The sequence below is a fragment of the Sulfitobacter maritimus genome (assembly GCF_013346665.1).
In the GTDB taxonomy this organism is placed as follows: Bacteria; Pseudomonadota; Alphaproteobacteria; order Rhodobacterales; family Rhodobacteraceae; genus Sulfitobacter; species Sulfitobacter maritimus.
Window position 1 is genome coordinate 570,861 of the sequence record NZ_JABVBB010000034.1, and the last position, 19,147, is coordinate 590,007.

16 protein-coding genes are annotated in these 19,147 nt (G+C 60.7%); 6 read left to right on the plus strand and 10 right to left on the minus strand.

Features of this window, described 5'->3' with window-relative positions:
* Positions 1 to 61 precede the first annotated feature (61 nt).
* The gene (locus HTT03_RS12850; protein ID WP_174860352.1) at positions 62 to 1,747 is read left to right on the plus strand and encodes a chloride channel protein; all 1,686 of its coding nucleotides are present in this window, start codon (positions 62 to 64) and stop codon (positions 1,745 to 1,747) included.
* Positions 1,748 to 1,753: 6 nt separating this feature from the next.
* Here the strand turns inward: HTT03_RS12850 and HTT03_RS12855 are convergent, their stop codons facing one another.
* From HTT03_RS12855 to cobT, 3 genes are read right to left on the minus strand one after another with little or no spacing between them, the layout of a single operon-like run.
* On the minus strand, positions 1,754 to 2,098 hold the full coding sequence (locus HTT03_RS12855; RefSeq protein ID WP_174860171.1) for a DUF427 domain-containing protein: 345 nt from the start codon (positions 2,096 to 2,098) through the stop codon (positions 1,754 to 1,756).
* 32 nt (positions 2,099 to 2,130) lie between these two features.
* Positions 2,131 to 3,921, minus strand: a complete 1,791-nt coding sequence (locus HTT03_RS12860; RefSeq protein ID WP_174860172.1) for a M24 family metallopeptidase — start codon at positions 3,919 to 3,921, stop codon at positions 2,131 to 2,133.
* A 40-nt stretch (positions 3,922 to 3,961) separates the two neighbouring features.
* Positions 3,962 to 5,836, minus strand: coding sequence for a cobaltochelatase subunit CobT (cobT, locus tag HTT03_RS12865; RefSeq protein ID WP_174860173.1), 1,875 nt, complete (start codon positions 5,834 to 5,836; stop codon positions 3,962 to 3,964).
* 215 nt (positions 5,837 to 6,051) lie between these two features.
* Between cobT and HTT03_RS12870 the strand changes: the two genes are divergently transcribed.
* Positions 6,052 to 6,852: a PRC-barrel domain-containing protein gene (locus HTT03_RS12870; RefSeq protein WP_174860174.1), complete on the plus strand. Its 801-nt coding sequence runs from the start codon at positions 6,052 to 6,054 to the stop codon at positions 6,850 to 6,852.
* A gap of 74 nt (positions 6,853 to 6,926) precedes the next feature.
* On the opposite strand, the gene cobS is transcribed toward HTT03_RS12870, so the two are convergent.
* Together cobS and HTT03_RS12880 are read right to left on the minus strand one after the other, a co-directional pair.
* Positions 6,927 to 7,913, minus strand: coding sequence for a cobaltochelatase subunit CobS (gene cobS / locus HTT03_RS12875; protein WP_174860175.1), 987 nt, complete (start codon positions 7,911 to 7,913; stop codon positions 6,927 to 6,929).
* Between the two features lie 131 nt (positions 7,914 to 8,044).
* Positions 8,045 to 8,671, minus strand: a complete 627-nt coding sequence (locus tag HTT03_RS12880; protein ID WP_174860176.1) for a J domain-containing protein — start codon at positions 8,669 to 8,671, stop codon at positions 8,045 to 8,047.
* 77 nt (positions 8,672 to 8,748) lie between these two features.
* Between HTT03_RS12880 and HTT03_RS12885 the strand changes: the two genes are divergently transcribed.
* Complete coding sequence (locus HTT03_RS12885; RefSeq protein ID WP_174860177.1) at positions 8,749 to 9,006, plus strand: BolA family protein; 258 nt, start codon at positions 8,749 to 8,751, stop codon at positions 9,004 to 9,006.
* Between the two features lie 9 nt (positions 9,007 to 9,015).
* On the opposite strand, the gene HTT03_RS12890 is transcribed toward HTT03_RS12885, so the two are convergent.
* The 4 genes from HTT03_RS12890 to HTT03_RS12905 all read right to left on the minus strand — a co-directional run bounded on the left by HTT03_RS12890 (position 9,016) and on the right by HTT03_RS12905 (position 12,876).
* Positions 9,016 to 9,501, minus strand: coding sequence for a DUF4177 domain-containing protein (locus HTT03_RS12890; protein ID WP_174860178.1), 486 nt, complete (start codon positions 9,499 to 9,501; stop codon positions 9,016 to 9,018).
* Positions 9,502 to 9,542: 41 nt separating this feature from the next.
* Entirely contained in the window at positions 9,543 to 10,022 is a 480-nt protein-coding gene (locus HTT03_RS12895; RefSeq protein ID WP_174860179.1) for a thioesterase family protein, read from the minus strand.
* Positions 10,019 to 11,533, minus strand: coding sequence for an Asp-tRNA(Asn)/Glu-tRNA(Gln) amidotransferase subunit GatB (gene gatB, locus HTT03_RS12900; protein ID WP_174860180.1), 1,515 nt, complete (start codon positions 11,531 to 11,533; stop codon positions 10,019 to 10,021). The genes HTT03_RS12895 and gatB overlap by 4 nt, the downstream gene beginning before the upstream one ends.
* 71 nt (positions 11,534 to 11,604) lie before the next feature.
* The gene (locus HTT03_RS12905) at positions 11,605 to 12,876 is read right to left on the minus strand and encodes a hypothetical protein (RefSeq protein ID WP_174860181.1); all 1,272 of its coding nucleotides are present in this window, start codon (positions 12,874 to 12,876) and stop codon (positions 11,605 to 11,607) included.
* Positions 12,877 to 13,074: 198 nt separating this feature from the next.
* Between HTT03_RS12905 and HTT03_RS12910 the strand changes: the two genes are divergently transcribed.
* Positions 13,075 to 13,863, plus strand: coding sequence for a lysozyme family protein (locus HTT03_RS12910; protein ID WP_246253487.1), 789 nt, complete (start codon positions 13,075 to 13,077; stop codon positions 13,861 to 13,863).
* An 82-nt stretch (positions 13,864 to 13,945) separates the two neighbouring features.
* Here HTT03_RS12910 and pepN read toward each other — a convergent pair whose 3' ends face one another.
* Positions 13,946 to 16,504 (minus strand): aminopeptidase N, encoded by a 2,559-nt coding sequence (pepN, locus tag HTT03_RS12915; protein ID WP_174860183.1) that lies wholly within the window; start codon positions 16,502 to 16,504, stop codon positions 13,946 to 13,948.
* Between the two features lie 101 nt (positions 16,505 to 16,605).
* Here pepN and HTT03_RS12920 point away from each other — a divergent pair, with 101 nt between their 5' ends.
* Together HTT03_RS12920 and HTT03_RS12925 are read left to right on the plus strand one after the other, a co-directional pair.
* Positions 16,606 to 16,836 carry a hypothetical protein gene (locus HTT03_RS12920; RefSeq protein ID WP_174860184.1) on the plus strand — a complete coding sequence of 77 codons (231 nt, stop codon included), beginning with the start codon at positions 16,606 to 16,608 and terminating at the stop codon, positions 16,834 to 16,836.
* A 90-nt stretch (positions 16,837 to 16,926) separates the two neighbouring features.
* Positions 16,927 to 19,095 (plus strand): malate synthase G, encoded by a 2,169-nt coding sequence (locus HTT03_RS12925; RefSeq protein ID WP_174860185.1) that lies wholly within the window; start codon positions 16,927 to 16,929, stop codon positions 19,093 to 19,095.
* Positions 19,096 to 19,147 lie beyond the last annotated feature (52 nt).

A 19,147-nucleotide genomic window follows, 5' to 3' on the forward strand; every position in this document is an offset into this window, starting at 1 on the left:
ACGGTTTTATGCTGAGGCCGCTTGTCCTAGACAGGGGGGCGTTCCCTTGGTCAAATCCCTTATGTCCCCGTCTGATCACTCCTTTTTTGCACAGCAGGTCAAACAGGCCCTTGGCGGCTGTAAAAAAGGCTGGGAGATCCTGCGCACGCGCGGGCCGGGGAAAGTCACCTTTTGGTTCATCGCGCTGTTGGTCGGCATTGCTGCTGGCTTTGCTGCGCTGTTTTTCCGTAAGGGAATTAACTGGTTGCAGGCCACGCTCTACGGTACCGACGATGTGCAGTTCTTGCATAGTTTTCTGGCCGGTCTGCCGTGGTACTGGGTCGTTCTGATCCCCACCATTGGCGGTCTGCTGGTCGGGCTGATCCTGCACCGTTTCACTAATGACGGCCGCGCGCGCACCGTGGGCGACGTGATCCTTGGTGCGGCCATGCATGATGGCCGGGTCGAGACCCGCGCCGGGGTGGCCTCGGCGCTCGCCTCGCTCATCACGCTGTCGACAGGCGGCTCATCGGGCCGCGAAGGGCCGGTGGTGCATCTCGCGGCGGTGATCTCGACCAAGGTCAGCCGCTTGATCAAGGCCGATGGCATCACCGGGCGCGACCTTTTGGGCTGCGCTGTCGCCGCTGCTGTCTCTGCAAGTTTCAACGCCCCCATTGCGGGCGCACTCTTCGCGCTTGAGGTGGTGCTACGCCACTTCGCCGTACACGCCTTTGCGCCCATCGTAATCGCCTCGGTCGCGGGGACGGTGATCAACCGGTTGGAGTTCGGCGGACTGACGGAGTTTCTATTGCCGACCCTTGGGGACGTACAATTCTACGTCGAACTGCCCGCTTTTCTGCTGCTCGGCCTGACCTGCGGCGGCGTTTCGGTCGTGTTAATGTGGGCGATCTTCTGGGCCGAGGATTTCGGCAACTACTTGCAAGCGCGCACCGGCCTTCGGCGCTGGCTGCGTCCGGCCGTGGCGGGGGCGGTGCTGGGCGTCATGGCGCTGTGGTTTCCGCATATCATCGGCGTTGGCTATGAAACGACTTCGCGGGCGCTCACCGGTGAGTTGCTGCTGCACGAGGTGATCGTCTTTGCCGTGCTTAAAGTGGCCGCCGTGGCGGTCACCTTTGGCGGGCGCATGGGCGGCGGGGTCTTTTCACCCTCGCTCATGGTCGGCGCGCTTACTGGGCTGGCCTTTGGCCTGATTGCGACCGGCGTCTTCCCCGAGGTCTCTGGCTCTTCCTCCCTCTATGCGCTCGCAGGCATGGGGGCCGTGGCCGCCGCCGTGCTGGGTGCGCCGATTTCAACCACATTGATCGTGTTCGAGATGACGGGCGACTGGCAAACCGGCCTTGCCGTCATGGTTGCAGTCAGCATGTCCACCGCGTTGGCCTCGCGGTTGGTGGACCGGTCTTTTTTCCTCACTCAGATGGAGCGGCGCGGGCTGCATCTGGCCGCTGGCCCGCAGGCCTATCTCCTATCGATGTTCATGGTGGCCCGTATCATGCGCCGCCCCGACGACGCCGATGCCGCGTCGGAGGAGGAATGTTGGGACCTGATCGACCAAGGCACCTATATCGACGGGAGCGCCACGCTAGAAGCCGCGCTGCCGATGTTTGACCAGACGGAAAAGAACTTCATCCCGGTGGTGACCCTCAGCGCCAATGCGCCGCCCGAACTTCTGGGCGCGCTCTTTCACGTCGACGCGCTCAAAGCCTATAACCGCGCGCTGGCCGCCACCGCCGCCGAGGAACACTCCTGACCCGGTTCAGATCTGTTCGACGGCAATCTCATCAATCGGATAAAAGGCGAGGTGATCTTTGATCTCAGCCACGGCGGGCTTTGGATCTTCATAGGACCAGACCACATCCTCCAGTGTCCGGCTCTTGGTGACCACGGAATAATAGGTCGCATCGCCCTTATGCGGGCAGTGGGTGGACTTTTCCGACGCATCCAGAAAGGCCAGAGCGACATCGCCCCGCGGAAAATAGATGACCGGGGGGTAATCCCCTTCGCGCAGCTCCAGCGCCCGTTTGGATTCGCCCAAAACGGCTCCGCCCGCACGGACAACCCAAGTGCCCGGTGCCTCAGTGATCCTAATATGGTCGGCCATGCGCCACTCCCTGATTTGTTAAAACCAGACGCTCATAGCGGCGCCGTTGCCGCATCCAACCATAGTTTTGCCGCCTGCGATACCCGCGGGCCGATCTTTTCCGCAACGTCGCGGTGGTAGGCATCGAGCCAGTCACGGGCCTCAGCGCTCAGGCCCGCCAGATCAATCAGACGCCGATCAATCGGAACAAAGGTCAGGGTGCGCCAATCCAGCATCTTGCGATGCGCATCACCGCCGGGCAGGGGGGCCGCTTCCTGCACCACCAGAAGATTCTCAAGTCGAATGCCAAACGCGCCTTCGCGGTAATAGCCGGGCTCATTGCTCAGGATCATACCCGGCTGCAAAGGCACATGACTTAAACGGCTCAGCCGCTGCGGCCCTTCATGAACCGACAGATAGGCCCCGACACCATGACCCAACCCATGGTCAAAATCTTGCCCTGCCATCCACAGCGGAAGCCGACCCAGCATCTCAATGTCGCGCCCCGCCAGCCCGCGCGGCCAGCGCAAACGGCTCATCGCGATCATGCCAGAGAGGACCCGCGTAAAAGCAGCAGACGCCTCCGCCGCCGGCTGGCCGATCGCGACGGTTCGGGTGATGTCTGTTGTACCGTCGAGATACTGCCCCCCGCTGTCGAGCACCAGCAGATGACCGTCCTGCAAAACAGAATCGGTCTCCTCCGTCACCCGGTAGTGCATGATCGCGCCATTTGGGCCGGTGCCTGCGATGGTCTCGAAGCTGATGTCGCGCAGGGCAGGATCGCGCCGCCGCAGTTCCTCCAGCCGCTGCACCACCTGCGTCTCAGTGACGCTGCCGGGCGCTTGTGCATCCAACCAAGCCAGCAGTTCCACCACAGCCGCCCCATCGCGCAAATGCGCCTCCGCCGCGCCAGAGATCTCTGCCTCATTCTTACAGGCTTTCGGCAGCGCACAGGGGTCCTCTCCCCAAACCGCACGGTCGTCCAATAGGTCAACCAAGGCCACAGGAACGCTCTGTTGTTCGACACGCACCGGCCCCTCAAACACCCCCAAATAGTCCGGCAAAGTCTCAGGGTCGTGGCGAACAACCTGATCCCCCAAATGCGCCTCTAAACCGACGAGCTTCTCCGCAGGCATAAAAAGATCAACCCGGCCATCGTCATGTAACACAGCAAAACCATGCGCCACTGGATTGCGCGGAATATCCTGCCCCCGCAGATTCAAAAGCCAGTTGTGGCTATCAGGCAAGGTGATCAGCGCCGCCTTCTGCCCCGCCGCCCGCAGGCTCTGTGCCAATCGTTGACGTTTCGACTGATGGCTTTCCCCAGCATAGGCGATCGGATGCGCCTGCACCTTGCCCATCGGCGCGTCGGGCTGATCCGGCCAGATCCGGTCCACAAGGTTCTCCACGGCCTGCAGACTGATCCCGCTGCCCTGCAACCCGTCCTCAATGGCCGTCACTTGACTGGGCGTATGCAACCAAGGATCAAACCCCACGACGCCACCCTGAGGGAGGTGATCCTTCAACCAATCCGCCAAAGACACCTCCGGCCACGGCACCGGCGTAAACTCCTCCGCGACCTGCGCTTTCACCTGCGTGCGGTAGCGCCCGTCAATAAAAACGCCCGCCACATCGCGCAACGCAGCACAAAACCCGGCCGAGCCGGTAAACCCTGTCAGCCACGCCAAACGATCATCGCGCGGCGCAACATATTCCCCCTGATACGCATCCGCACGCGGCACCAGAAACCCGTCCAGTCCCACACGCGCCATCTCTGCCCGCAGCGCCGCCAGCCGCGGCGGCCCCTGTTCCGGACGCGCGGTGACCTCGAAACTCTGGAACACACGCCCCTCCTTCATCCTTTTTCAAATACCGTCCGACGGCTCAACCCACGCGACGCATGCCCATGACACGCGCCCGTTTGCGCGGATCACTGTCAAACAGCGCGGCCAACTGCTCGGTCATCGCCCCCGCAAGCTGATCGACATCCGTGATCGTTACAGCGCGGTCATAATAGCGCGTCACATCATGGCCGATCCCAATGGCAAGCAGTTCCACTGCACGGCGTTTTTCAACCATCGCAATCACATCGCGAAGGTGCTTTTCCAGATAATTCGCCGGGTTCACCGACAGTGTGCTGTCATCCACCGGGGCGCCATCGGAAATCACCATCAAGATTTTGCGTGCCTCATGCCGCGCCAGCATCCGACGGTGCGCCCATTCCAGCGCCTCGCCGTCGATGTTTTCCTTCAACAGCCCCTCTTTCATCATAAGCCCAAGATGATCGCGGGTTCGCCGCCACGGCGCATCGGCAGACTTGTAGATGATATGCCGCAGATCATTGAGCCGCCCGGGCTGTGCAGGACGCCCGTCGTTTAGCCACGCTTCACGCGCCTGACCGCCCTTCCACGCGCGGGTGGTGAAGCCGAGGATTTCGACCTTCACGTTACACCGCTCCAGCGTACGCGCCAGCACATCCGCGCAGATCGCGGCGATGGAGATGGGCCGCCCGCGCATGGAGCCAGAGTTATCCAAGAGCAGCGTCACCACCGTATCGCGGAACTCGGTATCTTTTTCGATCTTGAAGCTCAGCGGTGTTGTGGGGTTGGCCACCACCCGCGCAAGGCGGCCCGCATCCAGCGTGCCTTCTTCTAAATCAAACTCCCATGAGCGGTTCTGCTGCGCTTGCAAACGCCGTTGCAGCTTGTTCGCCAAGCGGCCCACAGCACCTTTGAGCGGCTCTAACTGCTGATCCAAATAGGCGCGCAGACGTTCCAATTCGATCGGTTCGGCCAATTCCTCGGCCCCGATCACCTCGTCATGCGCGCTCAGATAGACGCGGTATTCCGGGTCCGCGTCGGACACCGGCGGTGGGGGGGGCGGGTCCATCGGGGCGTCGCCTTCGGGCATCTCCGCGTCGTCGCCCAACTCCTGATCGGCGTCATCATCCATCGAGACCTGCGCCTGACTTTCGTCCTGCTGCTGCTCTTGGCTGTTCTCTGGCGTGCCCTCGGCCTCTTCCTCGTCCTTATCGTCTTGGCCGCTGCTGTCGGGGTCTTGCTCCTCCTCGGCACCTTCTTCGGCTTGATCCTCTTGTTCGTCGTCTTGGCTGTCCGGATCATCGCCCAGCTGATCGCCATAGCCGAGGTCCGAGATCATCTTGCGTGCCAGACGGGCAAAGGCGGCTTGGTCAGCAAGGCTGCTATCCACCCCTTCCAATGTGCCCCCGGCCTGATCCTCAATGAAACCGCGCCAAAGCTCCATGGCGTTCTCGGCCCCCGCCGGCAGGTCGCGCCCGGTGGCCAGATGGCGCACCATATAGCCTGCCGCCGCGGCAAGCGGCACGTCACTGGCCTGTTTGGCTTGATCATAGCCCTTGCGCAGGGCGTCGTGCTTGATTTTGACGTCGATGTTCCCCGCCGTGCCGGGCATATCCCGCGCGCCCATCGCTTCGCAACGCGCAGTTTCCATCGCCTCGTAAAGATCACGCGCCATATCACCTTGGGGCGCGTAGCGCGCATGGGTGGCGTCATCGTGGTAGCGTCGGTTCAGCGCCAGCGCATCGGCGGTGCCGCGGGCCAGCAGAACCTCCTCCCGGGTCATCCGTCGGCTGACCTGTGGCAAGCGCATGGAATCGCCAGAAAGCCCTGACGGATCAACGGAGTAGCTGACATTCAACTCCGTGTCATCGGCCATGACCTTGGTCGCCTCAGCGAGCGCCTTTTTGAATGCGTCAGCGGGGTTGTCGGATTTCTTCATGAGCCCATGCCTCTGTCAGCTTTGGTAAGAGGTTTGGCAGGTTTTCGCAGGCGGGTCAAAGGGGCAGGGCGCGGTCTCAATGCGCCAGTTCCTGCCCATAGCTCCCTCTAAGCGGGAACCCCCATCCCCGGATCGGGATTTGTCCAGCAGTCGACGCAACGGTGCCGCTCTGAACCCTTGGCAGCAACGCGTCTTAGCAAGTAGGAGTGAGGAAAATGACCAATTTTATGCAACAGGCCAGTCGTTTGGCGATGATTGCTGTTTTGGGCGCGGCCCCCCTTGCCGTTGCGGCGCAAGATGACGCGGTGAAGCCCGCTGACGGCGAAGTGACCACCGAAGCACCGCAGACTGACGCCGCGCAGACCGAAGAGACAGTGGATGCCGATGCCGCTGCGGATGCCACCGAGACTGATACAGAGGTCGAAACCGACACCGCTGGCGCAGCCGAAGCTGATGCCGAAGTAGAGACGGACAGCGCAGAGATGCCTGCGACTGACGACGCTACGGACACCGCCACCGCCCCGGCCAGCGATGCGACTGACACCGCCGAAATGCCGATGACCGACGACCCCGCGGCGGCTGACACCGTTGCCGAAGCGCCTGTGGAAGAACCCGCAAAGCCCGTCGAAGGCCAGATCACCATGCAAAGCGAGAACACGATTCTCGCGGAAGACCTGATCGGCAGCAACATCTACTCCGATGCGGGGGAAAAGATTGGGGATGTGGATGACTTGATCGTGAACCTTGACGGCTCCGTCGAGGGTGTCGTGATCGGTGTCGGTGGTTTCCTTGGCATTGGCGAGAAATGGGTCGCGGTGAAGATGGACAGTCTTTCCACCATGACCGACGAAAGCGGCGCGCTGCGTCTGGTCTCGTCAGCGACCAAAGCGGACCTTGAGGCTGCCGAAGCCTTTAAAACCGCGCAGGACATGAAAGCCGAGCAGCAGGCGCTGGAAAGCACTGTCCCGCAGGACCCGAACGCGGCTGAAACCGCGGAGCCGGTGCCAGCGGATTAACCTCGCAAGGCTACCAACGACGAAGGGGCGCTGGTTCAGCGCCCCTTTTTAATGTTTGGTGATTGTCTACTCGGTTAGCCGAGGCTGAGGCTCGCCGCACTTTCGGGCAGTTCCTCGTCGAACAGACGCTGATAGAACTCGGCCACGGTCTGACGCTCCAGCTCATCGCATTTGTTGAGGAAGGAGAGCCGGAAAGCATAGCCAACGTTGCGGAAAATCTCGGCATTCTGCGCCCAAGCGATCACGGTGCGCGGGGACATGACGGTTGAAAGTTCACCATTCATAAAGGCAGTCCGCGTAAGATCTGCCACGGTCACCATCTGCTTAAGGGTCTTGCGGCCCTTCTCAGTGTTGTAATGTGGGTTTTTGGCCAAAACGATTGCAGTCTCAGCGTCGATGCTGAGGTAGTTCAGCGTAGCGACAAGCGACCAACGGTCCATCTGCGCTTGGTTGATCTGCTGAGTGCCGTGATAAAGACCAGTAGTATCGCCCAAGCCCACAGTGTTCGCCGTGGCAAACAGACGGAAATAGGGGTGCGGGGTGATGATCTCGTTCTGATCCATCAGCGTCAGCTTGCCGTCATGTTCCAGCACGCGCTGGATTACGAACATCACATCGGCGCGGCCCGCGTCATATTCGTCAAAGACAATCGCCGTCGGGTTGCGCAGGGCCCAGGGCAGGATGCCTTCGTGGAATTCGGTCACCTGCTTGCCGTCGCGCAATTTGATCGCGTCTTTACCGATCAGGTCGATGCGGGAGATGTGGCTGTCGAGGTTCACGCGCACGGTGGGCCAGTTCAACTGCGCCGCGACCTGTTCGATGTGGGTCGATTTGCCCGTGCCGTGGTAGCCTTGGATCATCACACGGCGGTTGTGGGTAAAGCCTGCGAGGATCGCCAGTGTCGTGTCAGGATCGAACTTATAGGTGCTGTCGATGTCGGGCACGCGGGAGGTCCGCTCAGGGAAACCTTTGACGATCATATCGGAATCGATGCCGAAAACGTCGCGCACCGAAAGCTCTTCGGTGGGTCTCATGTCATGTTCCAGTGCGCCGTCGGCCATCGCTCGTCATCCTTTTCCTTAGGCGCGCGGGTCCGGCCGCGCGCGTATTTCGTGCAACATATCGTGCCTATCCGCAAGGGAAAGGGGGGAACTGGCATTATCCGCAAGCACCCGCTGGTCTGGCGCGGCGGTCAGTCCTTAAAGTTGCGGCTGCCTTTGATCTGGTCCCAGGCCCAAACAACCAGTTGCAACTGCTCTTCCTGGCTGCGGTCGCCGCCGTTCATGTCGGGGTGCAACACCTTGATCAGCGCTTTGTAAGCTTTGCGCACCTCAGGTTTGGTCCAAGTGTCCTTGGCTTCCAGAATCTCAATCGCGCGGCGTTCGGTGGGCGGCAGGCGGCGGCCCGCTTGTTGGCCTTTGCCGGGGTTCTGGGTCGCGTTCTTGCCCAGCACCTGATGCGGGTCTTCGATGCCCAAACGCGCCCAAGCACGCTGCTCAGGATCGCCGAGCGGCTTGGTTGTGCGCTCCCAAACCTTGTCCTTGGACATCTGCGCGTTCAACTCAGCCTCTGTGGTGCCGTCAAAGAAGCTCCACTTGGAGTTATATTCGCGCACGTGCTGCTGGCAGAACCAGAAGTAATCATCCAGCACATCCGGCGCTTTGGGCGCGCGGAATTTGCCGGCTTCATCGCAACCGTCATGGTCGCAAATCCGGGTCGAGGTTTCCGACGCACCGGACATGCCCCGACGGCCGCGGGGGTTTTTCTTTTTGGAGGACGACACAGACATGTCGAATCCGAAGGGATCAGCTTTTGGCATGTGGATAGACCTTTCCGACTCAGGCCGGTCACCATATACCCTGCGTCGCAGGATTGAAGGGGGCCGGGGGTAAAAACATGTCCACAACACAAGAGATCTGCGATCGGCTAGAAGCCGCTTTTGCGCCGCGTGAACTGGAGGTGGTGGATGACAGCGAAAGCCATCGCGGTCATGCCGGGTTTCAGGAGGGGGGCGAAAGCCACTTTAACGTGCGCATCCGGTCGGACCGTTTCAAGGGGTTGAACAGGTTGGCCCGGCACCGTGCTGTGCACAATGCGCTAGGGGCCGATCTGATGGGACGCATCCACGCGCTCGCGCTTGATCTGGACGTTTAGAAGCGCCGCTTAAGTCTTTGGCTTATCATCGCTTTCGTCAGGCTCGATGGTCGATGTGCGCTCTGCGCTTTCCTCCGTCGGCGTGGTGCCGAGGAAGGCAGGCGGTTTGCCATGTTCTTCCGCCTCTTCTTCCTCCGGCAGGATCGAAGCAGGCGCATCAGCGCGCAGGGCAGGCTCGGTCACGGCGGTAGGTCCAGCGGGCAGCTCGGAAGACACCTCAGCCGTGCCAGCCCCTACGCGGTCCTTCGGCATAGGCGCATTTTCACCGACCATTTTACGAAAAACGAGGACATTGCGCCATTCCGTGGTGGTCGAGGTCAGCCCGGCGCGTTCCAGCGAAGGGAGGGTTTCAGCGCGCTGATACTCCCAGCCCTCGGCGGCCATTTCATTCAACACCTCTTCCAATGTCTTGGCGAAACGGTCCTCAGGGGTCTTAATCCCTTTGGTCTTCACGCCTTTGGTCGGGGCAGGAACAATTCTGTACTCAAAACGCATGGGGACCTCATTGGGAACGGCGCGGGGCCGGGGTGTCGGGTTTATTTGCGGCGGATGCCGATGCGGCGTCCGGCTTGGTCGGGTTTGGGCAAAGCGGCATGGGCGCGGTGCATCTGCTCAAGTTTGCTCAGCACCGCTTGGGGCATCGGCGCGACACGCGGGCCGGATTGGTCCACATGCAGCGTTAATCCTTCGCCAGTGGCGGCAAGCCAGCCGTCAACGTGCCAGAGTTGCTGGAAACAGTGAAAGCGTTTTTCATCGTAGTCGAGCAGTTGAAACGTGGTGTAAACACGGTCGCCTTCATGCAACTCACGCAGGTAGCAAACGTGGAACTCGGCCACATAGGTCGTGCAGCCACCACGCTGATAGTCCGGGCCAAACCCTAATTGCGCATAGGCTTGGTCAACGCCCTGATCGAACAGGACGTTGTAATAGGCCATGTTCAAATGACCATTGAAATCAATCCATTCGGGGAGAACCTTCATCTCGCTCGAACGGAGGAGGGCCGAGGTCTCGCTCATTGCTGGGCGAGCTTGCGGGACACGATTTCGTTGACGGCCTTGGGGTTGGCCTTGCCGCCGGTGGCTTTCATCACCTGACCCACGAACCAGCCCGCGAGTTTCGGGTTCTGCTGCGCTTTGGCGACCTGATCGGGGTTGGCCGCGATGATCTCGTCCACGGCCGTTTCAATCGCGCCGGTGTCGGTCACCTGTTTAAGACCTTCAGTCTCGACAATCTCCGCCGGGTCGCGGCCTGTTGTGTAAGTGATTTCAAAGACTTCCTTGGCGATCTTGCCAGAAATGGCGTCCGATGCGATCAGATCGACGATACTGCCAAGCTGCGCCGGGGTAACAGGACTTTCGGTGATGCTCTTGTCGTCTTTCTTAAGGCGGCCAAACAACTCGTTAATCACCCAGTTCGCGGCCATCTTGCCATCGCGGCCTTTCGCCACGGCTTCAAAATAGCCTGCGCTGTCGAGATCGGCGGTCAAAACGCTCGCGTCATAGTCGCTCAGCCCGAAATCCCCGATAAAACGCGCTTTTTTCTCATCCGGCAGTTCCGGCAGGTTCGCGGCAATCTCATCAACCCAGGCTTGCTCAATCTCCAGCGGCAGCAGGTCGGGGTCGGGGAAGTAGCGGTAGTCATGCGCTTCTTCTTTGGAGCGCATTGAGCGGGTCTCTTGCTTGTCGGGGTCGAACAGGCGGGTTTCTTGCACGACTTCGCCACCAGCTTCGACAATCGCGATTTGGCGTTTTGCTTCGACTTCAATGGCTTGCTGGATAAAGCGCATGGAGTTCATGTTCTTGATCTCGCAACGTGTGCCGAGATGCGAGAAATCCTGCGTCTCCTGATACTTCTCGTATTGGCCCACACGGCAGACCGAGACGTTCACATCCGCCCGCATCGCGCCCGACTGCATGTCCCCGTTACAGGTGCCGAGGTAGCGCAGGATTTGACGCAGTTTGCTAAGGTAGGCGGCGGCTTCTTCCGGCCCGCGGATGTCGGGGCGGGAGACGATCTCCATCAAGCAAACGCCGGTGCGGTTCAAATCGACGAAGGACATGTTCGGGTCCATATCGTGGATCGACTTGCCCGCGTCCTGCTCCATGTGGATGCGTTCGATCCGTACCAGACGGGCGGTGCCATCGCCAAGTTCGACCAGCACTTCGCCTTCGCCGACGATGGGCTCGTACAACTGGCTGATCTGATAGCCCTGCGGCAGGTCGGGGTAAAAGTAGTTCTTGCGGTCGAAAGCGGATTTCAGGTTAATCTCGGCCTTCAGACCCAGCCCGGTGCGCACCGCCTGTTCGACGCAATATTCGTTAATCACCGGCAGCATGCCCGGCATTGCGGCATCGACAAAGGCCACGTTGCTGTTCGGCTCCGCGCCGAACTGCGTGGAGGCGCCAGAAAACAGTTTTGCGTTCGACGAAACCTGCGCGTGGACCTCCATCCCGATGACCAGTTCCCAGTCATGTTTGGCACCGGCAATAACGCGCGGTTTCGGGGTGTCGTAACTCAGATCAAGCATCGCGGCCGCCTTCGGTCAATTGGAACTTGGCCGGTCATACTTTAGCGCAACAGGCGCTTCAAGAGGCAGGGTTAGCCGGGCAGGGCGATCTGTCGACGACCTTCGGTGAATACGACCCGTTTGCCGGCTTCGATCTCGCGCTGGAACAGCCCGGTGATGATACGCATGGCGTCGGCCCGACCCGCAGCGGCAAAGCGGCTGGGGGAGCGGACGCGCAGGTTATTGTCAAAGCCGCGCGCGGCATGGGCCCAAAGCATCGGGTGCAGTTCGGTCATATGATCACGCACGATCCAGCGGGCGCAATCGGCGATCTCGGTACGGACTTCGCGGGCAACATCGTCCTTTGACGTCTGACCTATGGCGCTGGCGCAATAGGCGGCGAGCAGGTTGGCGGTATGTGGATCAGGGCGGCGGGCCAGGATGTCGCGCAGCCCTTCGATGAAAAACGGCACGTCGAGATTGGCGCAGGCCTGTGCGTCACAGGTGATGGCGTCGAATTGCACCCACGTATAGCCGCCCGCGCCCCATGTCTCTTCGGTCCGCGCGGCAGTGCGACGGGCCTCAAGCCCCAATTGGGCATATGAGCCATGCCACCGCGGCAGAAGGTGATGGCCCATAGCCCGCATGGGGCGCGGGTTTGCGGGGTTCAAGTCAATGAGCTGCGCATAGCGATCGGCCACGGCGCGGGCATTGGCCTGTGTTCCCCCCAGCAGAGCACAACGGGTCGCGGCGAGCAGAGCCGAACCGGTCGTGTCCGTTTCATAGGGCGCGAGAATATCCTGCGCCCGGTCAAAATGTGCGGCAAAGGCCGCGCGGTTGCGTGTCGGCACCGTGTCATGGGTGCCCATGCCACGCCACGCCCAACCGATGTCCAGATGGGTCTGGGCCACGACACAGGCGATCATCGCGTTGCCTTCGTGCTCTTCAAGCACTTCCTCAAGCGCTTCGATCCCGGCCATCAGCGGCGCATCTTGCGCGGGTTTGCCATCAAACAACGCATGTTCTGCTGCGAGAATCACATCCGCCCGCGCGCCAAAGGCCATGAGTTCCGCCACAGGCATGGCACCGGGCGTCATCTCGCGCGACTGGTCGGCTTCATGCAGGGCGTCTGCCATCTCCTCCCAGCGTTCCTGCCGCACCAGCCATTGTGCGCGGTGCTGGTGGTGGTCGCGGGACAGGTCTTCGCGGGTGGGGTCCGGACACGCAATACGCACTAAATCATTAGGGCGGGGACGGCGGCGCAAAAGCGGCATGTCCAACGGCTCGACCTCTGCCTCGGGCGTGGGGGTCTGGGACAAAAGACCCTGTAGAGCGGACGGTAAAAGGGTGGTGAGACGTTTCATTCGTGTCCGGTCCTGCTTGCCTGTTTTTTGTTGTCCCTGATTTGCCCCGCTAATGGGGCGGAACCGTGTCGCGCCTGCAGCGCTTTCGGGAAATTTCTGTAGCGCGATTGGGCAGGCGAGCGTTCGTCGGTGGAACTTCGCCGAGCGCGCAGGGTAGCGCAGCTTGCCAAGGTCTGTTTCGGGCGGTCATATGACGCCATGAAACCTGTGTTGATCGCCCTTGCCCTGATTGCGAGCCCCGCTGTTTTGACCGCTGAGTCTCCACCCCTCCCTGCAGCGGTCATCGCGGCGGTGGCAACGGCCCAGCCTGAGGTGCGCCCCAAGGCGCGTGACAGCGTGGAACAGGCCGCCGCGTCTCTGGCTTTTCCCGAGGATGTGAAACGCCAAGACACGCCGCCTGCGCTCGAAACCGCGCCCTTTTCCACAACGCTGCGCCCCCCGGCACGCAGTGCCAGCCTGCCGCGCACCCGGTGGCAACATATGCGGGGCCATTCGCTCTGGACCCGCGCGGCGCTTTCGGCGCTGAAATCGCACGGCAAGCCTTTGGTCGATATGGTGCCAGCTGATGTGGCGGAGTGGTGTCCGGCCTATCCAACCGCTTCTGACACGCAGCGCCGCGCCTTTTGGGTGGGGTTCATGTCGACGCTGGCCAAACACGAAAGCACCTATCGCTCTTGGGCTGTGGGCGGCGGAGGGCGGTGGTACGGTCTACTGCAAATCCTGCCCGGCACGGCGCGGGGGTATAAATGTACCGCGGGCAGCGGCGATGCGCTGAAAAACGGCGCGGCAAACCTAAGCTGCGCGGTGCGGATCATGGCAACAACAGTGCCGCGTGATGGGGTGATCGCAGGCAATGGCAAGCGCGGTGTGGGGGCCGATTGGGGGCCCATGCGCAGCGCGTCGAAACGCAAGGATATGGCAAGTTGGCTGCGCCGCCAGTCCTATTGCAGACCGTTGAACGAAACCCGACCCCGCGCACGTCCCTAAGGGCGCGTAGTTAAACAATCTGTTAATGGGGGCAGGACAGAAGAACGGCGGTGACACAACACCTGCGCCACCGCCATCCCGCTTAGGCCTCGCGGATACGGCTGAGCATCTCTCTCGTGTCGCGGCTTAGTCCGGGTTGAGCCAGCATACGGTCCAGTTCGACCTCGATCTTCGCCTGACGTGCTGCATCATAACGCCGCCATGTCTGGAAAGCCGAACACATCCGCGCTGTGGTCTGCGGATTGACCGGATCAAGGCGCATTAACCATTCCGCAAGCAGGGTGTAGCCCTTGCCGCTGACATGGTGAAAGCCTGCGTGATGCATCGCAAGACTGCCAAAGACCGCACGGAACCGATTGGGGTTCTTCCAATTGAAATCGGCGTGTTCGGTCAAACGCTGCGCGACCTCTGTAGCATCGTCCGGGCTGGCCTGAGACACTTGCAGCCCGAACCACTTGTCCATCACCAGCCGGTCATTCTGCCAACGGGTCTCAAAATCGGACAGTGCTTTGTCACCATGCCCGGTGCGTACCAGCGTGCCCAAGGCGCTAAGTTGCTGCGTCATATTATCGGCCTGCGCGTATTGCCCCTCGGCCCGATCTGGACCCTGAACGCGGGTGAGCAGAGACAGGGCCGCATTGGTCAGCGCGCGCTTGCCCGATTGCTCGGCATCGGGGCGATAAGGCGCATCGACCATATGGCGCGCATAGAGTTGGCCCAGAACATCGGCAAAGCGATGCGCCATGGCATCGCGGGTCGTTTCTATGGCCTCATGGATCGCGGCGGGGTCAGGAGTGTGGCCCTTGGTGTGCAGTGTGCTTGCCAGTTCGGCATGGCTCGGCAGGCCGAGCATCAACGCGCGGAAGGCAGGCTCCAGCGTCTCATCTGTCAACAGCAGGTCCAACGCATCAAGCCAAGCGGCATCCGGGGCGCTGCTCAAAAGGATCGTGTCCAACAAAGACTGCCGCGCCAAGGTGCGCCCGGCCTCCCAGCGGTTGAAGGCATCGCTGTCATGAGCCAGCAGATGCAGCCGCTCTTGCTTGGACTGGTCATGCTCTAACACCACCGGCGCCGAGAAGCCGCGCAGGATCGAGGCAACAGGCCGTTCGTCCAGCCCGTCAAAGACAAAGCTCTGTTGGGCCTCCGTCATTTCTAAGATCCGTGTGGGCGCGACTTCACTTCCATCCGGTCCTACCAAGCCAACGGCAATGGGCAGCACCTGCGGGGCAGGGTCGGGGGTGGCGACGCTCGGGGGCGTGTGCTGGGTGAAACTGAGGGTCAGCACCCCTTTGCCCGCGTCCCACGCCTCAGTCACCGCAAGATGCGGGGTGCCAGCCTGACTGTACCAGCGTTTGAACTGGGTCAGATCGCGGCCTGTGGTGTCTTCAAAGACCTTAAGCCAGTCCTCAATGGTCGCGGCATCCCCGTCATGGCGCTCAAAATAAAGGTCGAGCGCTTTGGCATAGGCCTCATCCCCCACCAACGTCTTGAGCATACCGATCACTTCGGCGCCTTTTTCATAGACGGTGGCGGTGTAGAAGTTATTGATCTCTTGAAAGCTTTCGGGCCGCACCGGATGCGCCAGCGGGCCTTGGTCTTCGGCAAACTGGCGGCTGCGCAGATCGATCACATCGCTGATGCGTTTTACGGGGGCCGAGCGCATGTCAGAGGTGAACTGGCTGTCGCGATAAACGGTCAGCCCTTCTTTGAGACACAGTTGGAACCAGTCACGGCAGGTAATGCGGTTGCCGGTCCAGTTGTGGAAATACTCATGTGCGATGATCGCTTCGATCCGCTCAAAGTTGTCATCGGTCGAGGTTTCGGGTGAGGCCAGAACGGCGGCGGAGTTAAAGATATTCAGCCCCTTGTTCTCCATCGCGCCCATGTTGAAGTCATCCACGGCGACGATGTTGAACAGATCAAGATCATATTCGCGTCCGTAAACCTCTTCATCCCATTTCATCGACGCCTTCAGCGCCTCCATCCCGAAGGCGCATTTGCCCTCGTCACCGGGACGGACATAAAGGTTCAGATCCACCTCGCGACCAGACATGGTGGTGAAGCGGTCGGAATGGGCCACCAGATCCCCCGCAACCAGCGCAAAAAGATAGGCCGGTTTGGGCCATGGATCGTGCCATTCAGCGTGGTTCGGCCCCTGTGCCACCGGGTTACCGTTGGACAGCAGAACCGGATGCGGTCCGTTGATGGTCACGGTAAAGACGCTCATCACATCGGGGCGATCAGGGTAATAGGTGATCTTGCGAAAGCCTTCAGCCTCGCATTGGGTGCAATACATGCCGTTCGACATATAAAGCCCTTCGAGCGCGGTGTTCCGCTTGGGGTCGATCTCGACCTCGGCCTCCCAGATGAACGGACCGTCTGGCACGTCGCACGTGAGGCCGGTTTCGGTCACCTCCGGGGTCACCGACCTGCCGTCAATCTGCGCGGAAATGAGCTTAAGATCTTCACCATGCAAAAAGAACCGGCTGTCCGCAGCGTCAGGGTTGGGGCGAAAGGCAATCCGGCTCTTGACGCGGGTCTGATGCGGATCGAGGTCAAAGGTCAGCGCCACCTCATCCACCAGATAGCCAAAGGGCTGATAGTCGCTGAGATAGATCGTCTGGGGGGTGGCGTCGCGCATTGGGCCTCCTATGGGGGAACGTTCCTGTTGGTGGGAAGTTATGCCTCCACCGGGTGACCTGCAAGCCAAGCGGCCCCATTCTCCGCCAAACGAGGTGCCTTATGTCTGCCCCCGATACTGATACCGAAACGCAAAAGAAGCGGCACCGTCATGCGATCCGGGGCATCAAAACCGCGATCATTGTCGGCGCGCTGCTGATGATCGCCGCCATCGTTTATTATGTCCTGCAAGCCACGGACCCATCCCCCGAAACCGCCGCCGAAGCTGAGGTTCGCGCAGGGCAAAAAGACAACGCCGCGACCAGCACCGCGCCCCCCGATCTTCAACAGTAAAGCTAAACACCTTCAAATCCCCACAGCTTGCGCGGTCAAGGCATTCTGCTAGTTTCCTATAGGAACCAATAGCCGCAAAGAGGGTGGAGCATGACGGGCAGAGTGAACAAAGATGGCTTGCAAGTAGATCAGCGTCTGGTCGACTTTATCGAAAGCCAAGCCCTGCCCGGAACGGGTGTTGAGGCGTCTGCCTTCTGGTCTGGCTTTTCGACGCTCGTGCATGATTTTGGCCCCAAAAACCGTGCGTTGCTAGAAAAACGCGCAGAGCTTCAAGCGCGGATTGATGAGTGGCACCGCGCGCGTGCGGGCCAAACCCATGACGCCGAGGCCTATACCGCCTTTCTGCGCGAGATTGGCTATCTGTTGCCCGAAGGACCAGCCTTTGAAATAGACACCCAGAACGTCGACCCCGAAATCGCTCAGGTGCCGGGGCCGCAGCTTGTCGTGCCGATCACTAATGCCCGCTTTGCTCTGAACGCCGCGAATGCCCGTTGGGGCAGCCTTTATGATGCTTTCTACGGCACCGATGCGCTGGGCGATCTGCCAAGCGGGAAGGGCTATGACCCTGAGCGCGGGGCGCGGGTGGTGGCGCGGGCCAAAGCGTTTTTGGATGAGGCTGTGCCGCTCGCCTCTGGCAGCCATGCGGATGTGTCAGGCTACCGCGTTGAAGATGCGCAACTGGTCGCAGTACTCGCGCAAGACGCGGCGCCTACCGGCCTCGCGGACCCCACGCAATTCGCGGGATACCGTGGCGCAGCCGATGCGCCCGATGCAATCTTGTTGCGCAACAACGGTCTGCATATCGAAATCGTGATCGACCCTGACCATGCCATCGGCACGGATGACCCGGCCAAAGTCGCCGATGTGGTCATCGAATCCGCGCTCTCGACCATTATGGACTGCGAAGACAGCGTCGCTGCCGTTGATGCCGAAGATAAGGTGCTGGCCTATGGCAATTGGCTGGGTTTGATGAAGGGTGATCTGTCCGAAACCTTTGAAAAAGGCGGCAAGACCGTCACCCGGCGCATGGCCGAGGATCGAACCTATACCGCGCCAGATGGTAGCAATCTGACGCTGAAAGGCCGCTCGCTGATGCTGGTGCGCAACGTCGGCCATCTGATGACCAACCCCGCCGTGTTGGATCGCGAGGGGCGCGAAGTTGGCGAAGGGCTGATGGATGCGATGGTCACTACGCTGATCGCTATGCATGACCTTCAGCGGGATGGCGGCAACTCTGTCACCGGCAGTGTCTATGTGGTGAAACCGAAAATGCATGGGCCAGAGGAAGTAGCCTTTGCCGACGACATCTTTACCCATGTGGAAATGACGCTTGGCCTGCCGCAAAATACCGTCAAGCTCGGCATTATGGACGAGGAGCGCCGCACCAGCGCGAACCTGATGGAATGTATCCGCGCCGCAAAACACCGTGTTGCCTTTATCAACACCGGTTTCCTTGATCGCACCGGCGATGAGATCCACACCAGTATGGAAGCCGGTCCAATGGTGCCGAAGGGCGAAATGAAAAACAGCGCTTGGATTGCGGCCTATGAGGATCGCAACGTCGACATCGGTTTGGCCTGCGGATTGCAGGGCAAAGCGCAGATCGGCAAAGGCATGTGGGCCATGCCCGACCGTATGGCCGAGATGCTGGAGGCCAAGATCGGTCATCCGCAATCGGGGGCGAACTGTGCATGGGTGCCATCCCCTACGGCGGCGACTTTGCACGCTACACATTACCACAAGGTTAACGTTCTCGCCCGGCAGGAAGAGATCAAAGCCGGTGGAGCACGTGGCACGCTCAAAGATTTGCTGACCATTCCAGTGATGGAAGGCCGCAACCTCAGCCACGAGGAAATCACCCGCGAGATTGAAAACAACGCCCAGGGCATTTTGGGCTATGTCGTCCGCTGGGTCGATCAGGGGGTCGGCTGCTCCAAGGTGCCGGACATAAATGACGTTGGCCTGATGGAGGACCGTGCGACCTGTCGCATCTCGGCGCAGGCGCTGGCGAACTGGCTGCATCATGGGGTTATCAGCCGTGAGGAGGTCACTGCCGCGTTGCAAAAGATGGCCGCTGTGGTCGACCGTCAGAACGCCGATGATCCGACCTATACGCCGATGGCGCCGGACTTCGATGGGGTGGCCTTTCAGGCAGCCTGTGATCTCGTCCTTAAAGGGCGCGAACAGCCTTCGGGCTATACCGAACCTGTGTTGCACCAGCGCCGGTTGGAACTGAAAGCACAGGCGGCGCAGGGCTAAGGTTGAGCCTAGACCAAACAGCGCTTATGTTCGGGCCATCGTGTAAAAGAGG

What these genes read in the sequence shown, in the direction of transcription:
- HTT03_RS12850 (WP_174860352.1), top strand. Translation starts at nt 62, where the DNA reads ATGTCCCCGTCTGATCACTCCTTTTTTGCACAGCAGGTCAAACAGGCC.
- HTT03_RS12855 (WP_174860171.1), bottom strand. Translation starts at nt 2,098, where the DNA reads ATGGCCGACCATATTAGGATCACTGAGGCACCGGGCACTTGGGTTGTC.
- cobT (WP_174860173.1), bottom strand. Translation starts at nt 5,836, where the DNA reads ATGAAGAAATCCGACAACCCCGCTGACGCATTCAAAAAGGCGCTCGCT.
- HTT03_RS12870 (WP_174860174.1), top strand. Translation starts at nt 6,052, where the DNA reads ATGACCAATTTTATGCAACAGGCCAGTCGTTTGGCGATGATTGCTGTT.
- cobS (WP_174860175.1), bottom strand. Translation starts at nt 7,913, where the DNA reads ATGGCCGACGGCGCACTGGAACATGACATGAGACCCACCGAAGAGCTT.
- HTT03_RS12880 (WP_174860176.1), bottom strand. Translation starts at nt 8,671, where the DNA reads ATGCCAAAAGCTGATCCCTTCGGATTCGACATGTCTGTGTCGTCCTCC.
- HTT03_RS12885 (WP_174860177.1), top strand. Translation starts at nt 8,749, where the DNA reads ATGTCCACAACACAAGAGATCTGCGATCGGCTAGAAGCCGCTTTTGCG.
- HTT03_RS12890 (WP_174860178.1), bottom strand. Translation starts at nt 9,501, where the DNA reads ATGCGTTTTGAGTACAGAATTGTTCCTGCCCCGACCAAAGGCGTGAAG.
- HTT03_RS12895 (WP_174860179.1), bottom strand. Translation starts at nt 10,022, where the DNA reads ATGAGCGAGACCTCGGCCCTCCTCCGTTCGAGCGAGATGAAGGTTCTC.
- gatB (WP_174860180.1), bottom strand. Translation starts at nt 11,533, where the DNA reads ATGCTTGATCTGAGTTACGACACCCCGAAACCGCGCGTTATTGCCGGT.
- HTT03_RS12905 (WP_174860181.1), bottom strand. Translation starts at nt 12,876, where the DNA reads ATGAAACGTCTCACCACCCTTTTACCGTCCGCTCTACAGGGTCTTTTG.
- HTT03_RS12910 (WP_246253487.1), top strand. Translation starts at nt 13,075, where the DNA reads ATGAAACCTGTGTTGATCGCCCTTGCCCTGATTGCGAGCCCCGCTGTT.
- pepN (WP_174860183.1), bottom strand. Translation starts at nt 16,504, where the DNA reads ATGCGCGACGCCACCCCCCAGACGATCTATCTCAGCGACTATCAGCCC.
- HTT03_RS12920 (WP_174860184.1), top strand. Translation starts at nt 16,606, where the DNA reads ATGTCTGCCCCCGATACTGATACCGAAACGCAAAAGAAGCGGCACCGT.
- HTT03_RS12925 (WP_174860185.1), top strand. Translation starts at nt 16,927, where the DNA reads ATGACGGGCAGAGTGAACAAAGATGGCTTGCAAGTAGATCAGCGTCTG.